The 25458-nt window shown below is 41.4% G+C and carries 21 protein-coding genes; 9 read left to right on the plus strand and 12 right to left on the minus strand.

The window, feature by feature from the left end:
* The first annotated feature begins 55 nt into the window (after nt 1-55).
* The 3 genes from QTN47_RS12710 (at nt 56) to QTN47_RS12720 (ending at nt 3144) form a co-directional block, all read left to right on the plus strand.
* Nucleotides 56-1876 (plus strand): ABC transporter ATP-binding protein, encoded by a 1821-nt coding sequence (locus QTN47_RS12710; protein ID WP_369329758.1) that lies wholly within the window; start codon nt 56-58, stop codon nt 1874-1876.
* Between the two features lie 98 nt (nt 1877-1974).
* The gene (locus tag QTN47_RS12715; protein ID WP_369329759.1) at nt 1975-2394 is read left to right on the plus strand and encodes a DUF3276 family protein; all 420 of its coding nucleotides are present in this window, start codon (nt 1975-1977) and stop codon (nt 2392-2394) included.
* Between the two features lie 405 nt (nt 2395-2799).
* Nucleotides 2800-3144: a HesB/IscA family protein gene (locus QTN47_RS12720; RefSeq protein WP_369329760.1), complete on the plus strand. Its 345-nt coding sequence runs from the start codon at nt 2800-2802 to the stop codon at nt 3142-3144.
* Between the two features lie 65 nt (nt 3145-3209).
* Here QTN47_RS12720 and QTN47_RS12725 read toward each other — a convergent pair whose 3' ends face one another.
* On the minus strand, nt 3210-4577 hold the full coding sequence (locus QTN47_RS12725; RefSeq protein ID WP_369329761.1) for a DUF6600 domain-containing protein: 1368 nt from the start codon (nt 4575-4577) through the stop codon (nt 3210-3212).
* 446 nt (nt 4578-5023) lie between these two features.
* Here QTN47_RS12725 and QTN47_RS12730 point away from each other — a divergent pair, with 446 nt between their 5' ends.
* Nucleotides 5024-5176 carry a hypothetical protein gene (locus QTN47_RS12730; RefSeq protein ID WP_369329762.1) on the plus strand — a complete coding sequence of 51 codons (153 nt, stop codon included), beginning with the start codon at nt 5024-5026 and terminating at the stop codon, nt 5174-5176.
* Between the two features lie 763 nt (nt 5177-5939).
* A complete protein-coding gene (locus QTN47_RS12735) occupies nt 5940-8006 on the plus strand; it encodes a tetratricopeptide repeat-containing sensor histidine kinase (RefSeq protein ID WP_369329763.1) in 2067 nt (688 codons plus the stop codon).
* 27 nt (nt 8007-8033) lie between these two features.
* On the opposite strand, the gene QTN47_RS12740 is transcribed toward QTN47_RS12735, so the two are convergent.
* Genes QTN47_RS12740 through QTN47_RS12750 form a run of 3 tightly spaced genes read right to left on the minus strand, consistent with a single transcriptional unit; the run spans nt 8034 to nt 10606 of the window.
* On the minus strand, nt 8034-8672 hold the full coding sequence (locus QTN47_RS12740; RefSeq protein ID WP_369329764.1) for a phosphoribosyltransferase: 639 nt from the start codon (nt 8670-8672) through the stop codon (nt 8034-8036).
* 9 nt (nt 8673-8681) lie between these two features.
* Nucleotides 8682-9338: a dienelactone hydrolase family protein gene (locus QTN47_RS12745; protein WP_369329765.1), complete on the minus strand. Its 657-nt coding sequence runs from the start codon at nt 9336-9338 to the stop codon at nt 8682-8684.
* An 11-nt stretch (nt 9339-9349) separates the two neighbouring features.
* Entirely contained in the window at nt 9350-10606 is a 1257-nt protein-coding gene (locus QTN47_RS12750) for an erythromycin esterase family protein (protein WP_369329766.1), read from the minus strand.
* 333 nt (nt 10607-10939) lie between these two features.
* Here QTN47_RS12750 and QTN47_RS12755 point away from each other — a divergent pair, with 333 nt between their 5' ends.
* Complete coding sequence (locus QTN47_RS12755) at nt 10940-11422, plus strand: VOC family protein (protein WP_369329767.1); 483 nt, start codon at nt 10940-10942, stop codon at nt 11420-11422.
* 312 nt (nt 11423-11734) lie between these two features.
* Here QTN47_RS12755 and QTN47_RS12760 read toward each other — a convergent pair whose 3' ends face one another.
* From QTN47_RS12760 to QTN47_RS12795, 8 genes are all read right to left on the minus strand, one after another.
* Nucleotides 11735-12151 (minus strand): hypothetical protein, encoded by a 417-nt coding sequence (locus tag QTN47_RS12760; RefSeq protein WP_369329768.1) that lies wholly within the window; start codon nt 12149-12151, stop codon nt 11735-11737.
* Between the two features lie 1512 nt (nt 12152-13663).
* Nucleotides 13664-14776: an ABC transporter permease gene (locus QTN47_RS12765; RefSeq protein WP_369329769.1), complete on the minus strand. Its 1113-nt coding sequence runs from the start codon at nt 14774-14776 to the stop codon at nt 13664-13666.
* Entirely contained in the window at nt 14773-15879 is a 1107-nt protein-coding gene (locus QTN47_RS12770; RefSeq protein ID WP_369329770.1) for an ABC transporter permease, read from the minus strand. The genes QTN47_RS12765 and QTN47_RS12770 overlap by 4 nt, the downstream gene beginning before the upstream one ends.
* A gap of 88 nt (nt 15880-15967) precedes the next feature.
* The gene (locus QTN47_RS12775) at nt 15968-16708 is read right to left on the minus strand and encodes an ABC transporter ATP-binding protein (RefSeq protein ID WP_369329771.1); all 741 of its coding nucleotides are present in this window, start codon (nt 16706-16708) and stop codon (nt 15968-15970) included.
* 41 nt (nt 16709-16749) lie between these two features.
* Nucleotides 16750-17679, minus strand: a complete 930-nt coding sequence (locus QTN47_RS12780) for an ABC transporter ATP-binding protein (RefSeq protein WP_369329772.1) — start codon at nt 17677-17679, stop codon at nt 16750-16752.
* Nucleotides 17680-17896: 217 nt separating this feature from the next.
* Complete coding sequence (locus QTN47_RS12785) at nt 17897-18856, minus strand: HlyD family secretion protein (RefSeq protein WP_369329773.1); 960 nt, start codon at nt 18854-18856, stop codon at nt 17897-17899.
* Nucleotides 18857-18869: 13 nt separating this feature from the next.
* The gene (locus tag QTN47_RS12790; protein ID WP_369329774.1) at nt 18870-20147 is read right to left on the minus strand and encodes a TolC family protein; all 1278 of its coding nucleotides are present in this window, start codon (nt 20145-20147) and stop codon (nt 18870-18872) included.
* A gap of 36 nt (nt 20148-20183) precedes the next feature.
* Nucleotides 20184-20813, minus strand: coding sequence for a TetR/AcrR family transcriptional regulator (locus tag QTN47_RS12795; protein ID WP_369329775.1), 630 nt, complete (start codon nt 20811-20813; stop codon nt 20184-20186).
* Nucleotides 20814-21392: 579 nt separating this feature from the next.
* On the opposite strand from QTN47_RS12795, the gene tkt reads away from it, so the two are divergent.
* From tkt to QTN47_RS12810, 3 genes are all read left to right on the plus strand, one after another.
* Nucleotides 21393-23399, plus strand: a complete 2007-nt coding sequence (tkt, locus tag QTN47_RS12800) for a transketolase (protein ID WP_369329776.1) — start codon at nt 21393-21395, stop codon at nt 23397-23399.
* 304 nt (nt 23400-23703) lie between these two features.
* Nucleotides 23704-24354 (plus strand): DUF4890 domain-containing protein, encoded by a 651-nt coding sequence (locus tag QTN47_RS12805; RefSeq protein WP_369329777.1) that lies wholly within the window; start codon nt 23704-23706, stop codon nt 24352-24354.
* A gap of 468 nt (nt 24355-24822) precedes the next feature.
* Nucleotides 24823-25458, plus strand: a 636-nt coding sequence (locus QTN47_RS12810) for an IS110 family transposase (protein WP_369329778.1), incomplete at its 3' end; no start/stop codon positions are given.

Raw genomic sequence — 25458 nt, forward strand, 5'->3', positions numbered from 1 at the left:
CCTCAAGAATCCAACTTGATCCCGCTATTTACTATTTTTGCTAAAATTTTATGGATTGAAACATCTTGCGGCGCTTAATAAATACTTCTGGAAATACCGTAACAGGTTCTTTATTGGTATCTTCTTCGTAATCACATCCAACTATTTTGCAGTACTTGCACCTGAGGTTACTGGTTTTATAGTCGGCAAAGTGCAACAACATCTGCCTGGAGCCAAACCTGTTGCGCATCCAAAACAATACGATGCCTTTTTAACGGTTTTCATCAACTGGGTTAACTCGTTAACCTTTGCGCAGATCGTAACTGTCTGCAGTATTACTATTCTCATACTGGCGCTTATAAGGGGTATTCTCATGTTTTTCATGCGGCAGACGATCATCGTAATGAGCCGTTATATTGAGTTCGATCAGAAGAACGAAGTGTACCAGCATTATCAAAAGCTGGATGCATCTTTCTTTAAAACGCATAACACCGGCGATTTGATGAACAGGATAACGGAAGATGTAAGCCGTGTAAGAATGTACACCGGCCCTGCAATAATGTATCTTGTTAACCTTGTTGCGCTGATCATTTTTTGTCTTGTAAACATGTTGCGCACGGATAAACAACTAACATTGCTTGTTCTTGCTCCTCTCCCATTGCTCGCGCTTACTATCTATATCGCGAATACCATTATCAACCGCAAGAGCGAGAAAGTGCAGGCGTTGTTGTCCGATCTCACCACCAATGCCCAGGAATCCTATTCGGGTATCAGGGTGATCAAATCTTTCGTACAGGAAAAAGCAATGCTCGGCTTTTTTTCTAAAAACAGTGAAGACTACAGAAAGAATGCAGTTGGCCTGGCAAAGGTTGAAGCTGTATATTTTCCGAGCATGACGCTGATGATCGGTTTGAGTACCTTGCTTACCGTTTTCATCGGTGGCAAAATGGCGATTGCCGATCCCTCTAAAATCTCCGTTATTGTAGAGTTTGTCATCTACATTAATATGCTTACGTTTCCTGTCAGTGCTATCGGCTGGACGGCGAGCATGATTCAGCGCGCTGCTGCTTCTCAAAAAAGATTAAATGAATTTCTACAGATCGAGCCTGGCATACAGGACGCCCCGCACGCTGTTGATGCGCCTGTTAAAGGAGATATTGTTTTCGATAAAGTATCCTTTACTTATGACAATACCGGAATTAAGGCATTAAAGGATTTTTCTCTGACCATTAAAGAAGGACAGCGCATTTTAATTATGGGCAGAACAGGCAGTGGTAAATCAACCCTAGCCCAGTTATTGCTGCGTTTTTATGATGTTGACAATGGCAATATTTCTATTGGCGGAAGAAATGTTGAAGCATACACTTTGCAAAGTCTTCGAACCCAGGTAAGCTACGTACCACAAGATGTGTTTTTGTTTAGTGATTCGGTCAGCAATAATATCAGGTTTGGATTAAATGAACATGCTGATATGCCACGGGTGCAGCAGGCCGCAGCCAATGCAAGTGTTGACAAGGAAATTCAGGGATTGCAAAATGGCTACGACACCATTTTGGGCGAACGCGGCGTTACTTTAAGCGGCGGACAAAAACAACGCGTGTCTATTGCACGGGCGCTGATTAAAGATCCGCAAATAATGGTATTTGATGATTGTCTTAGTGCTGTAGATGCAAAAACAGAAAATGAGATTGTTGGTAACCTGTACAGGGTTTTACAGAACAAAACTGCCATCATTATCACTCACAGGATCTTTACAGGTTTTAAGTTTGATAACATCATTATTCTTGAGGAAGGAAAAATACTGGAACAGGGAACACATGAGCAATTGTTGTTATTAGACGGATATTACGCTGAATTGTACAGAATACAAACAAGCACTGGCCAATCTGCCGCATAAAAAAAATCTGCATAAATTTTTATGAAAATTTTGGTAAATTCAAAACAATGCTATATTTGTACATCTCAACGAAATCATTAAACTAAAACCAATCACAAGTGGCGTACGAAAACAACGACAAGAAACTGGAAAGTGTCTACAGCAAGAGAATCAGGGCTGGTAAAAGAAGGACTTATTTCTTTGATGTTAGAGCAACTCGTGGAAACGACTACTACCTAACTATTACAGAAAGCAGAAAACGCTTTAACGATGATGGTTATGACAGACATAAAATTTTCTTGTATAAAGAAGATTTTAACAAGTTTATCAAAGCATTGAACGAGGCTGTTGATTATGTGAAAACTGAATTAATGCCTGATTTTGATTTCGATGCATTTAACCACGAATATAGCGAAGCAACTGAAGGTGAAGAAGTTGGTGCAGAGGTTGAAGCTTCTGTAGTACCAGCTCCCGTAGCTGAAGTAACAAGCGTTGTTTCTACTAACAATCATTCTTCTGAAGAAGTTGACAAATGGTAATAGCCATTGAGCAAATAAAAAAGCCGTCTTACATAAGACGGCTTTTTTATTTGCTCAATGGAGTCCAAAGCTTAAAGCCCAAAGCCTAAAACCTTTGTTATCCGGAAGGTTATCACAACTATCTATGTTTATCGTAACCTCTCGAGGCAAGAGTAGCTTAAAGCCCAAAGCCTAAAGCTTAGAACTTAAAATTTCCCTCACCGCGAACGGTTGTCCCAACTATCAGATTTAGCATTTGCCTTAAGTAAAGATCTTTGTTATCAGGACGGTCATCACAAACATTTGCGCTACTATTATCATATAAGGCAAAACAAGCTTTAGGCTTTGGGCTTTGAGCTTTGGGCTTGAGCTTTAAGCTTTTACTTTAAACTTTAAGCTTTAAATTTGCATTCTAATTATTAATCTATGGAAATGATCGTTTCAACACCGGTGACTTTTACTGAATCTGCGGTGAATGAATTAAAGCGACTGATGGGCGAAGAGGATTTTAATACTACACATAAATTGCGCGTAGGTGTAAAAGGTGGCGGCTGCAGTGGCTTAAGCTATGTTCTGGGTTTTGATGAAAAGCTGGAAAACGATGAAGAATTTGATTTTGAAGGCGTGCCTTGCATTATGAATAAATCACATGAATTATATTTATATGGCATGCAGATCGACTGGCAGGATGGATTGAACAGTCGTGGTTTTACGTTTAGCAATCCAAATGCATCCGGCACTTGCGGTTGCGGTTCGTCTTTTTCTGTATAAAGACTTTTAATTGCCTTGTGGTTAAATAAAAAAAGTCCTGCACCTTCCGGTACAGGACTTTTAGTTTATCTGGGACGATGATTGCCGTTATTTCCGCCGCCTCCGCCTGATTGTGCAGGTCTGCTATGCGATTGTTGCGGTGCTGGCGAATACTGTTGTTGTTGTGGCTGCACGCGCTGTTGATTGCTGTTGTTGTTATTCATGCGTCGTTGATTCTCCTGCATGATATAATCGTTTCTTCTCCTTTCATAGTATTGATTCATTCTCTGATCATTCAGTCTTTGCTGCTCAGCCTGGTAATTATTACTCTGTTGCTGTCTCGGCGGAGTTACAGGACTTGCATTGTAAGCTGGTCTTCTGTTGTTATCAGTATTATTTGGCTGATTCACACGTGGAAGATTATTCCTGTTTTCATCCGTTGCAGGTTCAAAAGATCGTGAAGGATTAATTGATCCCGGTCTTGTTGTTCCTGAAGGCCTGCTGTTATTATTATTGTTGGCAGGTGGATTATTATTTCCCGGTGTTACCCTGTTACCAGGATTTGCAGGACTAACACGGTTATTGTTTTCAGGTGCAACCCTGTTGCTGTTATTGTCCGGCCTGTTGGCATTGTTATAACGTGATCCTGAATTATAATTCCTGTTGCCTGAAGGTCTGTAGATCTCAACATTATTTCCGTTTACAATTGATCTGCCCGGCCTGTTTGAATTTGTTACACGCATTTCAGTCACCCTGTTCCCTGTATATCTTTCCACATCACCTCTTGCAGGTCCGCTAACATAACGTGTATTTCTGTAAACGTTGGTATTATTGATAATGGTTGTGTTATTAATGATCGTCACATTTCTTCCTCTGTCGTATGCATAGTTCCTGAAGTTGGAATAATTCATGTATCTGTGAGGCAAGAACACCCATCTGTCATATGGAATCGTGCTACCGAAAGAAACTCCAACGCCAATGCTTATACCCGGCGAAAGTGGTGCCCATCCGTAAACATCAGCACCTGTACGCCATGAAACCCAGGCTGGTCCCCATTCATAGCCTGGTACCCAAAGCCATCCATAGCCAGGATCAAAAGCCCAGCGCCCATAGTGAAACGGTGCCCAACCCCAATTGTAATCACTCACCCAGGTCCAGCCGAAGTTGGTAAACGCCCAGTGGCCGCCTGTATAATATGGCCTGAAGGAAGCATCATTACAGATCCATACCCTACCATAAGAAGGATAATCTACCCATCTTCCATAGGGTGATAATTGTGAGTAGAACATATCAAAATTTACCTGGTCCTGTGGCTGCTGATAAGAATTATCATAACTGTTGTCATAAACATCATCATAACCAGTCTGTGCCATCGCCGGCCTCGAAGTTGTACATGAGACGGACGTCAATATTACCATCACGATGATTGACCAATATGAGTATAACTTTTTCATTGTTATGTTGTTTTGTATGATAAACGAATGTTTGTTATTTAATTGCAAGTTTGCTACCAAACTTCATTTATAGAACGTTTTTTATTGAAAAAGTTTGTTAAGCAGAAGTGAAGATTGGGAGGTTAAATCCGGGGATTGGGATTTATCTGAACCGGGATTAAGGGGGATTAAAATGTGCGAATGAGTGAATATGCGGATGTGCAAATGCAGACCAGGATTAATGGATTTAAGGATTGACGGGATGTTTAATGTGCGAATGAGAGAATATCTAAATGTGCAAATAAAGACCGGGATTAATGGATTTAACGATTGACGGGATGTTTAATGTGCGAATGAGAGAATGCAAATGTGCAAATAAAGACCGGGATTAATGGATTTAAGGATTGACGGGATGTTTAATGTGCGAATGAGAGAATATGCAAATGTGCAAATACAGACCGGGATTAATGGATTTAACGATTGACGGGATGTTTAATGTGCGAATGAGAGAATATGCAAATGTGCAAATGCAGACCGGGATTAAAAGATTAAGGGGATTTACGGAATTTGATTCTGCAAATGAATACGCAGGAAGATGTGCGAATGCAGACCAGGATTAATGGACTTAAGGATTGACGGGATGTTTAATGTGCGAATGAGAGAATATGCAAATGTGCAAATACAGACCGGGATTAATGGATTTAAGGATTGACGGGATGTTTAATGTGCGAATGAGAGAATATGCAAATGTGCAAATACAGACCGGGATTAAAAGATTAAGGGGATTTACGGAATTTGATTCTGCAAATGAATACGCAGGAAGATGTGCGAACACATACTAGTAACGGCATATGAAGAAGATAATACCGTTGCGTTGCTGCTCCTTTGCGTTCGCTGCGTGAAACCCTTATTGATTTAAGGAATGGAACGAAACATTAATGGAACCAGTAACGACATACGAAGAAGATAATACCGTCGCGTCGCTGCTTTGCGTTCGCTGCGTGAAACCCTTATTGATTTAAGGGATGGAGGAAACATTAATGAAACTAGTAACGACATACGAAGAAGATAATACCGTTGCGTCGCTGCTTCTTTGCGTTCGCTGCGTGAAACCCTTATAGATTTAAGGGATGGAGCGAACATTAATGAAACTAGTAACGACATACGAAGAAGATAATACCGTTGCGTCGCTGCTCCTTTGCGCTCGTTGCGTGAAACCCTCAAACATCTTATGAAAGTATTGTAAACATCAAGTTTGAAGATACAAGTTTAATGGTGTGATCAAACTTTTTAATTTACATTGCGCACTTGCTATTAAAACATTAAAAATATTCTTCCGGCCCCCTGCGTATGCTAAATATTGTTCGCAAATACATAATTTATGTGTCAGCCACTATCCTGTTGGGAATGATCGTGGGCTGCGGTTTTCCGTCTGCATCTGTTAAGTCATCAGAAAAAAAACTGGGAAGAATACTTGACAGTGTAATGTCCCAGCCGGGTTTTAGCGAACAATCCCTGCAACTAATCGAGCCACTTTACATCAGTAGCCAACCACTTGACTTCAAAACCCAGGACAAGTATTATGATTTTATGTGTGGCTACCATCATATTACTACACATAACCAGGATAGCGCCCTTATATATGCGGACAGTCTTATTTACCTCGTGAACCAGCAAGAGGACGGTGAGGATATTTTACGGGAAAAGATAATGGCGCATATTTCAGCCGGCGATATTTACCAGTCGCAGAACAAATACACGCAGGCCTACTACCAGTATTATCTCGCCAAAATGGTTGATGAAGACAATACCGATCGCTGCGCCTACAGCGAATACAGCTACAGACTTGGCATGGTGTTATATAAAAAGAACCAGTTTGAGGAAGCTGCGACTTATTTTAAAAGTGCTTTTGAAAATTCCGTTGCATGTAACAATGATTTTGCAATATTCTACAGGAGGCAGGAAGTTTTAGGTAACACCGGCCTTAGTTATACCAGGCTGAACAATGCAGACAGCGCACTTTATTATTACAACCAGGCCTCCAAATTCCTTGACTCAAATGAGAAATCCTTTCCGGGTCAATCCCATTATTTCGCAGTAGCCCGCGCGGTGCTTGATGGAAATACGGCGCAGGTCTACGCAAAATTTGATTTTGAGCGGGCAAAATCATTGTATAAAAAAAGCATTTCAGGAACGCGTAATCCCGGAGAAGATGTTGGGTTTGCACTAGATATGCAGACCAGTCTCGCTGAGCTTTATGCGGCAAATAATAAATTCGATTCCTCCCTTATGCTGCAGCAGGAAGTAGCAAAGGGCCTGGATACTATCCCTGATACAAACACGAGGCTTCGATTCAATAAACTGATGTGGCAAATACAGGATCACAAAGGAAATACTGCTGAAGCTTATCGCTGGCTGGTACTGTACAACAAACTATACGACAGCCTTTCAATCGTAAACCGTTCACTGAACGAGGCTGATATTATCAGCGAAATTAAAAGACGTGAGTCCGACTACAAAATTGGCGTGCTTACCAAGCAAAGCACCATAAACAATCTTTATGTAGCTATAGCCTGCATCCTGCTGATAGCTGTTACAATGATTCTTTTCACACTGCTTAACAACTGGAAACGTTCAAAACGTTATGCAAAAAGCCTGGAATCGCTTAATCATAAAATAAACAGCCAGAATGCTGATCTGCAGGCAGCATATAAGGATCTCGAACAAAAGGGGAAAGACAAGGACCGTCTCTTGCAGATAATTGCCCACGATTTGCGAAACCCGGTTGCCGGACTGGCATCTATGACTTACCTGCTAAAAGAAGAGTACGGCAATGATAAGAACCTGATGAAAATGCTGGATGTTATGGAAACAGGTTGTCATGATGCGCTCGAACTCATCAATAATATCCTGATCACAAATACCAATTCAAACGGCGAAGGAAAATATAACGAAAAGATGGTGAATGTGACCCAGGTACTCACCAACTGTAATATGATGATGCAGGGGCAGGCACATCAAAAGAAAATACACTTTCGGACTATTACTTTAGGACCAGATCTAATTGCTGTTGGAGACACGGCTGGCCTTGCCAGAGTAATGAATAATCTTGTTTCCAACGCAATAAAGTTCACGCCACCGGAAAAAAATATTGCTGTTGTTGCAAGCGATGCTGAAGACTGTATTCGTATAGAAGTTCGCGATGAGGGCATAGGCATACCCGAAAATCTAAAAGAAAAAATATTCACATCTGACCACGACACCAGAAGACAAGGTACTAACGGCGAAATTTCTTTTGGCTACGGTTTATCTATTTGTAAGGAAATAATTGAAGGCTATGGCGGTGATATCTGGCTCGATTCTGTAGTAGGAGAAGGTACTTCCTTTTACATTGACCTGAAGAAGCCACAAAGCGGAAACGGCCACATGATGACCAAAGGATCAAATTAGTGAAATGCATCTAATACTTCAACTCAATTAATATGCAGGAGGTGTTCTGCTGTTCACAGCAGCAAGCAGTGACAAAACATCTTCATCGCTAACCTGTCTGAAATCTTCATAAAATCTGCCAACACCCTGAAATGAAAAAGGAGCATGCAGGTAAACAACTTCATCAACCTGTTCCTGCAGTAGCTTTAGCGCCCTGGGCGAAATAACCGGAACTGCAATAATCAACCTACCCGGATGCCTGCGTTTGATCATCGGCAGCGTGCCTAAGATAGTTCTGCCGGTGGCTATTCCGTCGTCCGCAATAATAACGATCCTGTCTTCTAACGGAGCAGGCTTGTTGTTGCCCATAAAACGCAGGTATTGCTGACGCAACTCCTCTCTTATGTAAGCGATAATTCCGGCCAGATCTTCAGAAGACAGCCCGGCATCTTCATGGATAATGCTATCTTCAAGACCTACAGCACCGATAGCATATTCGGGATAACGCGGGTGGCCTATTTTTTTTGTCATTAGAAGATCCAGCGTAAAATGCAATTGTTTTGCTATTTCAAAAGCAACAGGAACACCGCCACGCGGGATGGCGAGCACCACTCCATCCTGGTTTGTGTAGGTTACCAGTTTTGCCGCCAGTCTGTGGGCCGCGTCATTTCGATCTCTGAAGTGCATGACATTTTTTTAAATGCCACTATAATGGCTTTTCATAACAAGATATTTTTTAAACCAGTCCACGGCCAGGTGCGCCACCTGGTGCAATGTACCGGGCTCTTCAAACAAATGAGAGGCACCTTTGATAACTTCCAGTTTTTTATCGCAAGTAAGATGGCGAAACACATTTTGATTTAATTCCAGCACCTGCATGTCCAGTGATCCCACAATCAATAAGGTTGGAGATTTGACACCGGCTAATGTTCTTGCCATGTCCGGGCGACCTCCCCTGCTAACAATGGCACTGATGCTTTCCGGAAGAACCGTCGCTGCCTGTAATGCAGAGGCCGCACCTGTACTGGCGCCAAAATAACCAACGGGTAATGCCTTTAGTACAATCTGCTGCAAAGCCCATTCCGTTATTCTTACCAGTCGCCTGCTCAGCAATGCGATGTTGAACCTGTTTTTATATAATAAATCTTCGGCCGGCGTTAAAAGATCAGTAAGTAAAGTAGCAAAACCATTGTCTTCAAGAATACCGGCTACAAACCGGTTGCGCGAGCTTTTGCGACTGCTGCCACTACCATGAGCAAAAATCACGAGCCCTTTGGAATCATCCGGAATTGACAGATTGGCAAAAAGAAATTGCCCTTCCAATAAATTAATCTTTACTTCACTGGTTTGCATACTGACAATTTTTATACCCCAAATGGAAATGTTTCCGGCACTGTTTCTTCTTCCAGTTTCACGCACAAGGGATGCAGCGCCCGCGTTTCATCCAGGTATATAAGCGTGTCGTAGCGCATGGCCAACAATGAAGGCACATAGTTGCCTAACCGTTCATTTTCGGGGTTGTACACAACTCCTATTGCCCTGTGATTAATTTTCTGAATATAGATGTCGTCTTTTTCTTCGCTAAAAAGAAGGTACAAATTTGAACCGTGTTCTTTGTGAAGCTTTGCTTCTATGCTGTCACCTCGTGCTTCCGGCACATCCATTTCCTGCATCGGCGCTCCCCACTGGCTTCCTGCAATAACGGATCCTGCATAACTTGCGAATCCAACAAGAAACACGTCGTCATCTCCGTATTGTTCTCTCGCAAGCTGACCGATATTTACCATACCGGCGCGGCTCATATTTGTTGCGCGGGCATCGCCCACATGCGTGTTGTGCGCCCATACAATTCCCTTTGATCCTTCTCCATGAAATTGCATTAATCTTGTAAGCGTATCCATCATGTGCGTGTCGCGAATGTTCCAGCTATCATGATCAAATCCTATCATGCTGCTGTAATATTTTTCTGCATTAACTGCAATCCATGCATTTTGTTCAGTGTTGAAACCCGCTTCACGGTCACCATCCAGGAATTGAGCCTTCTTTCTTATTTCTCTTAACATTGTAACCACTTCATCACGGCAGCCATTGTCACGAAGGGAATAACGGGCATACATTTGCTCATTTTCATTAAAAGGTTCAAAGCATAACAGCGCTTTCTTTACTGATTCTGCAGCCTGTGGATCTTCATTTTGCAGGTATTCAATCATTGCTTTCATTGAGTCCCACAGGCTGTAAACATCAAGCCCATAAAAACCAACGCGTTTTTCAATTGGTAATGCCAGGTTATACTGACGCAACCATTCCGCGAGAGCCGCAATTTCCCAGTTTGCCCACATCCAGGCAGGCCACCGGTCAAACCTGTTCAAAACATCCGTAATACTTTCCCCCGCATCTTTATAGCCCTTTACGTAACGGTTAATCAGGTAACAATCCGGCCAGTCACCTTCTACCGCAATAAAATTAAATCCCTGTTCCTGTATCAACTTTTCTGAGATAGATGTTCTCCATGTATAATATTCGTGTGTTCCATGCGATGCTTCACCGAGCATCACAAGGTGTCGTCCTTCAATCTCTTTGAACATGGCATCCAGACTTTTTATATCCAGTAAGGAATGCATAGCCTTATTTTTTGAGTTATTCTGTAGTTTACAGGTGTCACAATTAACATACCTTAACCGTCCATCGATCGTTGCAAACATGCTAAACCTTTACATCTTATTGATAATTAATCCGTTCTGATCGAGGTATGAAGAAGAAAAAACAATCGTTTAACAAATACAAAATTAGCTTGTTGATTCCATTATGCATGCAATAGCAGACCATTAAATATCCGACTCATTCGGCCCCTTACAATGTCGCATATACACCTTTCCCAACTCGATTTCTAAGTGTAGGTTTACATCGTCATCCGGACAACTGATTGCTTTGTTCAAAATTTAAAATGAAATTATATGCGAAAAATAACTCCATTCTTTTGGTACGACGGCCAGGCGGAAGAAGCTGCCAATCTGTATTTATCTCTCTTTAAGAACTCAAAGTTACTAACTAAAGAGTATGCACCGGAAGGCGGTCCGTGGCCCAAGGGAGCGGTAATGTCCGTTACCATACAAATAGAAGAACAGGTGCTGATCTGTTTTAATGGTGGCCCACATTTTAAATTTACACCCGCCGTTTCACTAATGGTGAATTGCCAAACCCAGGAAGAAGTTGATGTGTTGTGGGAAAAACTTTCAGAAGGTGGCCATAAGGATCGCTGTGGCTGGGTGAATGACAAGTATGGATTATCATGGCAAATTGTGCCTGATATTTTATTGAAATATTTGCAGGACAAAGATCCGGTTAAAGCGAAAAGAGTAATGGACGCGATGATGAAAATGGATAAACTGATCATTGCAGATCTTGAAGCTGCTTATGCGGGGGAAGTTGAGGTGTGAGGGGTGAGGCGTGAGGCTTGAGGTGTAAGTGTGAGGTATCAGGCATCAGGTATAAGTTTTACGTTATACGTTATACGTTGTACGTTTATTGACGCGCAGTGGGACTTATCAGAATGCAAAACAGAAAGTTTAAGACTGAGCTGGACATAACGATTTATGCCTAGGTTGAAGACAAAACCGTAATAGCATAAACATGAAAAAATGCTGTTGCTTTTTGAAAATAACAAGGCTTAAAGTGTGCGAACAAAGTAAAATGTTTTTACTTTTTGTTGTTCACAGCTTTAAGCCTTTGTTTTATTTATGTTACCAGATCTATTTTTTCAGATTCTGTGTTACTTCTGTAAAGTCTTCTCCTTGTACCCATTTTTGATAGATAACAAGAGAATTTTTGGTGAGTGTTTTGATTTGAGCCGTATCTGAAGCAGAGGGGTCCTCCTCATCCAGGAATACGATCCTTGAGTTGTCCAACAATTTGTAGGATGTAGTGTCATACAGGCCTTTTTGATAAGAATACGCTTTACCGTCACTGCGAACGTCAACATATTCTCCAGGCGTTCCCAGAATCGTAGTGTCAAAGAGCTCCCCTCCAGAAATTCCTTTGGAATGAGTTGACTCAATTGTCCATTTACCTGTAATTCCGCTTTGAGAAGGTGTAGTAGGGTTGTCATCCTTTTTGCATGATGCATAAAGAGCCACACTTGCAGAAAGAATTAAGATTGCTTTTTTCATTTTGATTTTACGTTTTGTTTTTAAAAAAGTATTGATTTAGTATTATAAACAATTACATGGTCGTCTATGTCTGAACACACTTCTCCCCTTTCGCCCATCATACATTGTTATTGGCAAAGCACATCCTCTGGCTATTTTACATAACCTCAGTGTGTGACAAAAAACATATTGAATGATTGCTGAAAATTATTCCTGATTTAAACAAGGGTTTACTTTAAGCCGGTTAGTTAGTTAAGCACTTATACAAAGGGTTTCAGGACTTAACATCTTGCTTTGAAGTAACGCGGAACAAAAGTAATTTAAGCTTGCAAACAATCAATTGAGAATTGATAAAAGGCTTATATAATAAGATGGGCGAGGTGTTATAAATGATGAATGGCGAACAGTAGAAGACTATGAACAACTGACCGGACACCGCATTTTTGCAGTGGCTGAGACTCATACATTATTGTGTTATGGCTTGTTATAATAATAATCAAGCGGACAATGTGCATTATCACATTATGTTAGTGTGATGGTGCATTGATATATGAAAACAAAATAAAACTTAGTGCCGCGTCCAGTTCAAATTTGTCACGCAAATGAAAACACACTGTTACACAGAGAGCCACAGAGATCGCAGTAGAGTAGAGAGTAGGCAAAATAGTAGTCTCTTTGCCTCTCTCCCTCGTCAGTCCGTACGTGCGGTTTTCCCGCATACGGCTTTCCTAAAAACTTCGTCTCGGCTTAAGAGGTTGTCTCGGCAATTTGTATTTCGTAGTATCTATTGAGTGATAGTTTTTACTATTACTTCGAATGCTTGTTGTCCATATAAGCTACTTTGCTTTGACTTCTTTTTTCTCTTTAGCCTTCTGATATAGGCTTGTCTGCAGGGTTTATAACATTTCTGCATCGGGTATTTCGCCACTATGTCTTTTGAACATTTCTGCTTATTCCAATGCTCCGCCTTTTTAATGATCTTTCATCAATTCTGACTGTTAACCTTGTTTACATTCCTTGTTTTTAGCAGAACCCCTTCGCTACGACCGCTTTTACCTTTTCGGTCATCTGACACTACTATGGGTTCATCCGACTCCCTCGCCCTCACGCTGTGACTCGCGCTCGTCGTTAGGGGATCCCACGTTCATGCGCTACCTTTGAGTTGCACGCAACATGATCTTACTCCGGACAGTCCTGCTGGTTTTGCCATTTATGGGTACTTCAGTTCGCCATTTCTTTCCAGCAGGTGGCAGGTTTCATCGTCTCCGGCTGATTGACCACTGTCATTAGTGTAACGAAGCCTTACTCATGCAGCTTACAGCTCTCGCAACATCATGAGCTTTACTGTTTGCGTTTCCTTCAACAGTATCATGACTGCTTCAACCTGAACGGCAAATTGGGTCGCTTGTAACTTTCATACAAGTAGGTATTTAATCTTTCTAAAAAAAACGCACGCCTCGTGGCGCACCGGAGTTACACAGAGATTTGCACATTTGCATATTTGCACATTTGCATATTCTCCCATTTGCACATTCAACTCGTTTTCTTATAATTCCATATTGCCCAGCCATTGAGCACAGCGCCAAAACAGAGTAAATAGAAGAATTCGGTTTTTACATCATTCCACCCACTGCCTTTCAAAATAATCATCCTGTCCACTTTCACAAAATGGGTAACAGGCGTAAATTCTGAAAGCACTCTTGCCCAATGCGGCATACTATCTGTAGAAGTGAAGAAACCACTCATCAACATAAAGATCACCATAAAAAAGAATGCGATGAACATGGCCTGCACCTGGTTGTTGCTATAAGTGGAGATGAGCAGCCCAAAACCGAGTAACGCAACCAGGTAAGCAATCGCAAACAAATACAGTAAGAGGATATTCCCTTTAGGAAAAATACCATACACCACAAAACAGACACAAAGCCCAACAGTAAAAACAATTAAACCGATAACCCAGAAAGGAATGAGCTTACCCAGAATAAATTCCCATTTTTTGATAGGCGTTACGTTGATCTGTTCGATTGTCCCAATCTCTTTTTCCCGTACAATATTCAGCGCGGTCATAAATCCGCCAATCAATGTCAGCAGCAGTACAAGCACGGCGGGAACCACATTGTATTTGTACATAGCAAGCGGATTAAACCAATTGCTAAAGGTTACTTCAATTTTCTGACTGGCTGTATTTCTGTTTTTAAGATTCACATCGAGGCCGGCATTAAAGTCCGCAATAACTGCATTCAGGTAGTAACCGCCAATACTTGCTTTTGAACCATTGATGGCATCTACAGAAAGCCCCAGTTTTTGACTTCCCTCTCTTACAAGATTCCGTTCAAAACCAGCCGGAATTTCCAATACGACATCAGATTTTCCGCTTTCTATCGACTTCAAAGCTTCTTTGTAGGAAGATGCGCTGCTGATCATTTTAAAAAAACCGGATGACCCGATTTTTGATATCAGCGACCTTGAATAGGTGCTATGATCATTGTCTACAACAGATACATTCACACTCTTTACGTCAAAATCCATTGCCAGCGGAAAGATGATCAACTGCACGGTAGGCATCACAAACATCATAGCAAGGATCGTCTTATCCCGTAAGATCTGGCGAAACTCTTTGCGTAATATAAATCCAAGTACTCTCATTGCAACCTGATTTTAAATTTCTTCAACGCAATTGATAACAGCACAACCGTCATACTTATTAACACCAGCGTTTCTTTCCAGACAAACTCAAAGCCGAGTCCCTTCAGCATTACGGATTTTATGATCAGGTAATACCATCTCGCAGGAACAATATTGGAAATAACCTGGAACGGAACCGGCATATTTTCCAGTGGCATTAAGAAGCCGGTAAAAATGAGTGTCGGGAGCATCATACCCATTAGTGAAAGTAACAACGCGGCTTGCTGTGAATTGGTCGCATTGGAGATTAGCAATCCCAACGACAAGCAGGTAATAATAAATAATGTGCTTTCCACAAAAAGCAAAAATATACTTCCCTTAATTTCAACATCAAGCACATACACAGACAAGAACAAGATCAAAGTAAAGTTGGCCAATGACAAAATTAAATAGGGCACCGCTTTTGAAATTAATACAAGCACTGGTTTAAATGGTGATACCAGTAAAACTTCCATTGTACCAAGTTCCTTTTCTTTTACGATGGAAACCGATGTTAATGCAGTGCACACAATCATTAAGATCAGCGCCATAACGCCGGGGATGAAATTGAGTGAGCCATTCTGCTCTTCATTATACAGCATTCGCATTTCCGGATTGATCTTGTACTGCATTTGTCCTGCCGGATTGATCTCCTGTTGATAATCCGATACTATCGCAGTTATATAATTCACTACGGTTTTCGCAATGTTCGGATCTGATCCGTCTGCAATGATCTGCACCTGCGCCTTACCCGTTGCTACAAGATCACTACCAAAATTGGCCGGAAAAACCAGGGCGCATTTTGCATCGCCTTTCTTGAATTCCTTTTCAATATCACTGTAAGTTGTTACCTCCTTATCCATGATAAAATAAGAAGAGGCTTTTATCTTATTGATGATCTGTGTCGAGTTAACGTCCTTCGCGTTGTCGTAGATAATTATATCGATATTTTTAACTTCACTGGACAACGCAAAGCCAAACAGCACGATCTGAACGACAGGCAGGCCGAACATGATCAGTAATGTCCTTCTGTCGCGAAACACGTGAAAAAACTCTTTTCTTATAAACACCAATAACTGCTTCATAAAAAGCCTTTAAAAGTCAATTCTAAAAATTCTGCACAACAAATCTTCGCTCTAATCAACGTACAACGTATAACCTACAACTTACAACTCACTCGCCTCTTTTCGCCCCTCTTGCCAGTTTATAAAACACTTCATCCATTGAATCTGCCGAAAAACGCTCCTTTAATTTACCCGGAGAATCCAGTGCCTCAACCCTGCCATCCACCATTATTGAAATACGGTTACAATATTCCGCCTCATCCATATAGTGTGTGGTAACAAAAACGGTAATGCCCTCATCTGCGGCTTTGTAGATCATATCCCAAAATTGTCTTCGCGTTAAAGGATCAACACCTCCGGTGGGTTCATCCAGGAACACAATCTTAGGTTTGTGAAATATAGCTACTGAAAAAGCCAGCTTCTGCTTCCAGCCCAGTGGCAGCTCTCCTACCAGTTTCTTTGTTTCATTTTGCAGACCAAGTGTTTGAATCAGTTCTTCACTCCGCTCTTTAATTTCCTTTTTGCGAACACCATAAACACCACCGAAAAAAGATATATTCTCCAACACTGTAAGATTCTCGTAAAGTGAGAACTTCTGGCTCATATAACCTATATTCTTCTTAATAGAATCTTGCTGCTTATACACGTTGAAACCGGCAACGGTAGCCTCTCCTGAAGTTGGAAAAGAAAGACCGCACAACATACGCATGGCTGTTGTTTTACCGGCACCATTGGCACCGAGAAAACCAAAAATTTCACCTTTGTTTACATCAAAGGAAATTTTGTTGACTGCATAAAAATCTCCAAAAGATTTTGTCAGCTCTTTACATATAATCACCTTCTCTTCCATCTGTTATCAAATTAAGTTGATGACGCATCAGCAAAAAAATACTAGCTTTTTGTAGCATCACGAACACTCATCAAACGAATAAAGCTGTCTTCAATACCTGGCTCTATTTTATTTGCAACCACATGCTGGTGTCCTTTTCCCGAAGCATATTTTTCTATTTGTTCCGCACCCGAACCTTCTTTCATTGTAACGTGCAGGAATTCTCCAAATGCATAACAACTTGCCACCTCACCGTAAGCTCGCAGATCAACCAGCAGCTTATAAATATTCTCCGACTTCACCGCATATAAATCAACCGGGTAGGACCCAATAATTTTATCAGGTGTATCTACGGACATGATCTTTCCATTTTGAATCAACGCTATCCGTTCACATAAGCTGGCTTCGTCCATATAAGGGGTTGAGACAAGAATGGTAATGCCCTGCATTTTCAACTTCTTCAACATTTCCCAAAACTCCCTCCGCGATACAACATCCACACCCGTAGTCGGTTCATCCAATAGCAAAACATTCGGCTTATGGATTAGCGCACAACACAATGCCAGCTTCTGCTTCATGCCACCGGATAACTTTCCTGCGCGCCTGTTATTAAAAGGTTTTATCTGCTCATAAATATCTTTTATCAGGTCGTAATTTGCTTCAACAGTTGTTCCAAATACTGTTGCAAAAAACTGCAGGTTCTCCCTGATTGTAAGATCCTGGTAGAGCGAGAACTTTCCCGGCATGTATCCCACGCTATTCCTTATCGCACGATAATCTTTTACCACATCAAATCCCGCAACACTTGCACTGCCACTATCTGCAAGCAATAGAGTGGTAAGAATGCGGAATATCGACGTTTTCCCGGCACCATCCGGACCTATCAATCCAAACAATTCACCTTCCTTTACTTCAAAAGAAACATCGTCAACGGCGAGGACGTTACCCTTGTCGTAAGTCTTTTTGATATTTTGTAGCGTTACAGAGTTCATCGTGAATAGTGAATGGTGAATAGTGAAAGGTGCGACAGCTTAATTATTTTCTATCAGCTCAACTGGTCAATAGTGAATAGTCAATAGTGAAAGGTGCGAATACTTGAAATTTGTTATGCTTCTTAATTTTCCAAAAGAAAAAGACCAAAAATTGAACTGACAAGTGTAATTAAAAGGCTACACCTTTCACTATTGACCATTCACTATTGACTTTTGATCATTGACTATTGCCGCCCTTAATGATCATCTCCCCATACATGCCTATCTTCAACCGGCTGTCATTTTTCACCTTGACCTTTACGGCGTAGACAAGATTTGCTCTTTCATTTTTTGTCTGTATGGTCTTTGGCGTAAACTCTGATTTATCGGCTATCCAGGAAATCTTTCCGGGATAAGTTCTATAATTCTTTTTGCCCTCATCTATTCTAACAGTAACAACTTGCCCCCTCTTTATGTCACTCAATTTGTCGCCGGTTATATAAGCTTTTAACGTAAGCGTATCCAGGTTGGCAATCTTGTATAATGGCTTACCCACAGCGGTCATTTCTCCTGCTAAAGCATATTTTGTAAGAACTATTCCAGTTAAAGGATTTATAATCTGTCCACGGTTAATTTGCTCCTGGTATTGTTTGGCCATAACTTCCAACGGACCTTTTTCACTTAGCACACTCCGGTTTTGGTTAGAAGTATTGGATTCATACACAGCAATTTGTTGTCTTGTCGCTGCAATCTGCTTTTGTAGCTGATCTATTGCAGCATTCATATCATCCAGTTGCTTGCGTGTAGCAGCGTCTGCTTTTACAAGGTTCTCTGTGCGCTGCCGTTCTCTCAGCTGCTGTTCAAGCTGGGCTTGCTGTACAGCCAATTGTTTTTTTACGCCTTCAATTTGTTCGTTAGAGGTAGTTGTTTTTTGTCTAAGTGCAGCTATCGATGCCTCGGCCTGTTGCTTTTGCAGCTGAGGAATTACCACATCAACCTGCCCGACAACATCACCCGCTTTTAAAGCGTTTCCTTCTTCTACCGAAAAAGATAAAAGCTGCCCATTCTGCTGAGAAGAAACAATTACCTCATCAGCTTCAAAACTGCCCGCTCCGTCATAGTCAATCTTGTCTGAGCAGGCTGCCAATAAAATAAACCCTGACAGCGTGATTAATACATTCAATTTGCTCCTTATCATAATGCGTTCTGTTTTAATTGCCTGAAGTATAGTTAATCTTGTATTGGGCCTGCAGCAATTGCACCTGGTGCAGTATGAGCAACTGGCGGGACTGATCCTCTGCATTTACCTGGGCTATGTAATCATGCGTCGTAATAACACCATTCGCCAGTTGTGCCTCCGCCGATTTTCTTACTGACGTTCTTAATTCAACAGCACCTATATCTTTTTTCAACAGTTGCTGATATTTGATCACTTCTCCATCCTGCTGTTGCAGCGATATCTTTGTGTTGTACAAAAATGTTTCTCTTTCAGCCTCTATTGTCTGCCGGTTGATATCCAGGTTAAGCTTATTGTTCTTTAGTGTATAAAAACTGCCAATGTTCCAGGTAAACTTTGCACCAACCATGTACCATGTTCCAAAGCTATTATCGACAAAATTGAGTGTCGGTCTGCCATAACCGCCCTGCGCAAATGCACTGAATTTGGGTGTATGATCGGTCTTTAATCTTCGCTCTTCCACATCTAACGCATTTCTTTGCAGGTCATATAATTTCAATTCCGGTCTGTTAATTTCAGGGCCTGTTGTTTTTAATTCCGGCATTACCAGTTTTGTGCTGTCATCTAATTCCTTACCGATTAATATGCCCAGCATTTTTACGTAAGCTGTACGTGTAGAAACAAAATCTATACTCGTCATATCTGCACTGATAACTTCTGCTTTCAGTTCATCTACATTGCTGCGAAAAGCTGTACCATATTCAAAGGCTGCCGCGGCTTTATCAGCGGAATTTTGCAGATTGGATTTCCTGATCTCGTTCTGTCGCAATTGCTGATCCATTAAAAGAATGGCAAAAAAGATCTGGTTAACACGTTCCTTTATTGAGTACAGGGCTACTTCAACACTCTGCTGTTGAGAGGCCGTGTTCGCCCTGATAAGTTCCTTTTGATTACTAATATTCCCCCCGTCATAAATCAACTGGCTTACATCAGCAGTTACTTTATACTGATCTTTACTTAACTGTGGCAGAACATGCCCCGGAACACCGGGCAGAATATCCGGGAACGTAACTGTGGGCGATTGGTAACTAGCCTGGCCATTCACGCTTACCTGCGGCAAATACAATTTGGAAGCATTCTCCAGGGAATAATTACTGCTCTTACTAATAAGATCAAGCTTTTTTATCTGCGGGAAATTATTTCGCGCAAGTGTATAGCACTCTTCAATAGTAATTGAATTTGACTGAGCCCTGGCAAACATGCCCGGCAAACAACAAGTAAGCATCATCACATATCTGCGTATCGTACTCATTCCTGCAATATTTTAAAACTGATTAAACATAGAATTCTATTTCGCTTTGAGCATTGCTTTTACCCAAACGGGAATCAATCTTTTTCGGTCTTCCATTGCAGCTGCAAATTCTTTTTCATCAAATACTTTTGCAGCCAGCCATATTGGCCGTGATACAAATGGAAATACACATAATGCAAGTACATTAAGAAGAAACTGGACGGGATGGATATCAGGCCGTCTTTCTTTCAGCTGTTCTATCAAAGATGAGTTTTCCAATATCTTGTCCAAAGGCACACGATTCTTAAACTGAACAGGATTATTTCTGATCTCACTCAACACAAAGAGTGGCAGGTCAGGGTTTTGACGGATCAGATCGATATAGGCTGAGGCGATCAACTCAATCTTCACATCGAGCTTTGTTGTTGCATCTGTCACTAACGGGAGAATTATCCCAAAGAGCTTTTGAATATTTTCACTCATTACCTGCTGAAATAATTTTTCCTTGCTTCTGAAGTAATAGTTCAACAAGGCAAGATTAATACCCGCTTCTTCTGCAATATCTCTTGTACGCGTAGCCGCATATCCTTTTTTTGTAAAGACTGTCCTTGCTGCCTCTTTTATTTTCTCTTCTGTAGAAAGATCCTCTGTAAGTTCTTCTTCTTGTTGTTTTCTTGCTTTAGCCATAACAGAAACAAATTCTGACTACAAAGGAAAAATGTTTTTTTGATTTAAACAAGTAATTTAATCATTTGATTAAATCCATTTTTTAATGCCTCGAACGTTACATGCTGCCCCCTAATTGTAATCGAATCATATACAATATTTTATGGAAAATCAAAAATCATGTGACAGAATTAATTTGAAAGTCTCTGTGCAACTCCGTGCCTACTTCTGCCTTTCATCTGTGAAACAAGAAAATACAGTTACATAGGAGAAACACTGAGCAGACACTGAGGTTCATGGAGATTATGCCATGCAGATCTGTCATCTATTCACCACTCACCATTGACTGTTTGCATGCCCGCATCCTTCACCATTCACTATTGACAATTCACTATTCTCTTTCACTACTGGTATATAATTTGAGGTATTCATCCAACCTGTCAAATGCCAATAAAGCAAACAGTGATAATAGTTTAATGCGCGGGACTTGACAGGCTTTAATAAAACCGCTATTTTACATAGACTTATTGCCGGAGAACAAGTATGCTGCGATTATTCCCCGGTAGATTGATTGTTTTTAAACGTATTAATCATTTTTCCATGAGTGACAATTTAACCGACTTATGCATCAACACGGTGCGGATACTTTCTGCTGACGCTGTTCAAAAAGCTAACTCCGGGCATCCCGGCACACCGATGGCTATCGCACCGATCGGCCACGTTTTATGGTCCGGAATGATGCGTTATAATCCTGCTAACCCGGACTGGCCCAATCGTGATCGCTTTGTTTTGTCAGCCGGCCATGCATGTATGTTTCAGTATAGCTACTTATACCTTACCGGCTATGATATTACCATGGAAGACATAAAAAGTTTCAGGCAACTCGGCAGTAAAACAGCGGGACACCCTGAATATGGCCTATTGAGCGGTATAGAAGTAACTACCGGTCCGCTGGGACAGGGATTTGCAAATGGCGTAGGCATGGCTATAGCGCAAAAGCACCTTGCAGCACGCTATAATAAAGAAGGTTTTCCCGTATTTGACTATAAGATCTTTGCCGTTTGCAGCGACGGGGATATGATGGAGGGCGTAAGCAGTGAAGCCGCTTCTGTTGCAGGGCATTTGAAATTGGGCAACATTATTTACATCTATGATGATAACCACATTTCTATTGAAGGAAATACAGCCCTGGCTTTTGATGAAGACGTTGCTAAACGTTTTGAAGCATATGGGTGGCATGTTCAGGAAGTGGCCGATGGGAATGATGTAGAGGCAATAAAAAAAGCAGTTGAAGCAGCAAAGGCAGAAACCGGACGTCCGTCACTCATTAAAGTACGTACACATATTGCTTATGGCAGTCCCAATAAGGTGGACACGGCAGAAGCACATGGGGCTGCGCTCGGTGAAGAGGAAGTGAAACTGGTAAAAAAGAATTTTGGATTTGACCCTGACAAAAGCTTTGTAGTTCCTGATGAGGTGCTTAAATATTACAGACAGGAAGGCGAAAAAGGTGCACAGCTTGAAAAGGAATGGAATGATCTGTATGCTGGCTATAAAGAACAACATCCCGGGCTGGCTGCAGAATACGAATTATTCAGCAGCGGAAAATTACCTGAAGGCTGGCAAGCCAGGCTTCCGGTTTTTGAAGAAAGCGAAAAAATGGCCACGCGCTCCGCTTCAGGCAAAACATTGAATGCGATAGCCGGCATGCTGCCCGCATTGATTGGCGGATCTGCGGATCTGGCTCCTTCAACCGATACATTACTGAAAGATTACGAATCTTTTTCGGCCGGCCACTACAAAGGCAGAAACTTCCATTTTGGCGTGAGAGAACATTCTATGGGAAGTATTCTGAATGGAATGGCCCTTACCAAAGGCATTATTCCATACGGCGCAACATTCCTCATATTTTCGGAATACATGCGTCCGCCTATCCGTCTTGCCGCTATTATGAAGATCAGGCCGATATTTGTTTACACCCATGATAGCATTGGCCTTGGTGAAGATGGCACTACACACCAGCCGGTTGAGCAATTAATCTCGTTAAGATCCATTCCGAATATCACCCTGATAAGACCCGCGGATGCAAACGAAACCGCCCAGGCATGGAGAGTTGCACTTGAACACAAAGACGGCCCCGTTGTATTGGTGCTCACAAGACAAAAGCTCCCGATCATCGACCAGCAAAAACATACAAAAGCAACAGAACTTGAAAGAGGTGCCTACATTTTAGCCGAACCAGAAACAGCTCCCCAGGTAATTCTAATCGCAACAGGGTCTGAGGTGCAGCTGGCATTAAAAGCCTCATTGGCGCTGGCGCAGGAATCAATTGCAGCGAGGGTTGTGAGCATGCCTTCATGGGAGTTGTTTGACAAACAAGATATTGCATATAAGGAAAAGATATTTCCTCCCACTTTAAAGAAAAGACTTGCAATTGAAGCCGGCTCTCCGTTAGGCTGGCACAAATATGTAACCGATGAAGGCAGCATACTGGGCATTACAAAATTCGGCGAATCTGCTCCGGGCGACGAAGTAATGAAGGCATATGGCTTTACCATCGAAAATGTGGTAGTGAAAGTGGGGGCACTGCTGAAGAGTAAAAAATAAATCGAACATTTTTTTAGCTACCTGGTTTCAAATAACTAAGAGAAGATCTTTCTGTTTCATGAGTGAACAAATCACTTATTGAACCTGTTGATCTATTGGACCAAACAAAAGCTCAGCAACCGGAATTTCAGGTTTTTCTTTGCCTGCTGTAGTACGCTACTCAACTTTTGTTGTGTCACTCACTTGTACTGATTGCTCGCTATTGAGCTTCAGCTTGCCGGATCAATGGCGTGCAACAAACGCAATCGATTAAATGCAAATTTGGAATAACCCTGCATAATTAGTCACGCTAAATTTTAAACCTATGTTATCCAGACTCCCACTACGCAAAACTGCATGGCTTGTTCTCTTTTTATTGTTTCTTTCATTTAAGCCTAAAGCACAACAGCAGGCTGTCGATAAACTTTCGCAGGCCATGACGGACAGCCTCGCCTATCTTCAACTCACGGACCAACAAAAAACTGAAGCGCTTGGCCTGAACAAGACTGCAGCAACCTCTCTTCTTCAGCTGGCACAGAAAGCGAAGGCAGATACAACGCTAAAGGGCAAAGCACTCGCTCAACAAGTAATGGGCATTATGAAACAGCGAAATGCCTCTCTACAAAAAATGCTTACTCCCGATCAGATGAAATTATTCAATCAGCACAAAATGGAACAAGCTGCAGAGCTAAAAACAAAGATGATGACAACGCAGCTTGATCTAACAGATCAACAAGTTCCGCAAGTCTACCAACTCAATCTGAAACAATTGACAGAGCTGATGCAGGGAAAGGAAAAAGTTGAAGAATCAAAAAGAAAATTGCAAAAAGCGAGAGCTGCCAAATCAATGAAATCCGATATGGGCGATATAGACAAAGAGTTTAAACAAGTACTAAGCCCCGAACAATACGAAAAATACGAAAAGAACAAAGAGGCAATGCAGGCTGCGATGAAGGAGGCGAAAAATAAAGATTAATTAATTGACAATTGAAAAGTGACAATTGAAAATGAAGGAAAACTCTGACAAACTACAATAGAATAGTTACAATATCGACTGCCAAATTAAGGGTGAAGCTCGAGCTGTTCTGGGATTTTTAAAACCACAGGTTGCACAGAGCTTTTTTCACAGAAATCCACAGTTAAATCCTTCTTTATATTTTCTGTGCTTCTGCGCCTCCTATGTTTGCCATATACAAAAAACAGGATTTTCAAAGTTGTTTAATATACCAATAGATTTGATGCCCAAAAGTGAAAAAGGGTGAGAGTAAATTGTGCCTAAGTAGCTAAAGCATACTGTCACTGAGATATTACCTCACTCTTTTTTACCCTTTAGAGTTTGAACAGAATGTAAGGAATACCGCAAAATGCGTAGTATATCCAGGATATCCAACCAGGAGACAAAACGAAGGGGGTAATCACTTTTTATTAAAAAAAAATATTGGTAATGAGCGACAAACAAATTTTAAAACAGGTAGTAGGTATTGACGTAGCCCAAAAAGAACTGGTAGTTAGCCTGGGCAGAATAGATAATCAGTTGAGCACGGAAATATATGCAGGCAAAACGTTTCCAAACAATGAAAAAGGTTTTGTTGACCTGGTTGCCTGGGTAAAAAAGCTGATCAAAGAAGATGCCCCTGTTTTATTTGTAATGGAAGCTACAGGGGTATACCATGAATCTCTGGCTTATTTCCTCGACGATAAGAGCTGGAAGGTAAGTATAGTGTTGCCTAATAAAATCAGCCATTATGCTAAAACACTTGACATCAAGACGGTTACAGACAAAACTGCTTCACAAGCTATTGCACGTTTTGGGCTGGAAAGACAATTAGAAACCTGGAAGCGCCCTAAGAAGTCCTATAAAAATTTGCGCCAGCTCACCCGTGAAAGAAATCAAATCGTAGAGCAACGAACAATGGCAAAAAATCACCTGCATGCAGAAGAAAGTGAAGCTTTTCCCAACAAAACCACTTTAAAGCGGATTAGGAAGACAATTGATTTTTTTGATAAACAGGAGAATGAAATAAAACAGGAGATTGATGTGCTGGTAAAAAAAGATCAGGAAGTAAGTGAAGCTGTTGCT

This window comes from Danxiaibacter flavus (assembly GCF_041060425.1).
GTDB classification, from domain to species: domain Bacteria; phylum Bacteroidota; class Bacteroidia; order Chitinophagales; family Chitinophagaceae; genus Danxiaibacter; species Danxiaibacter flavus.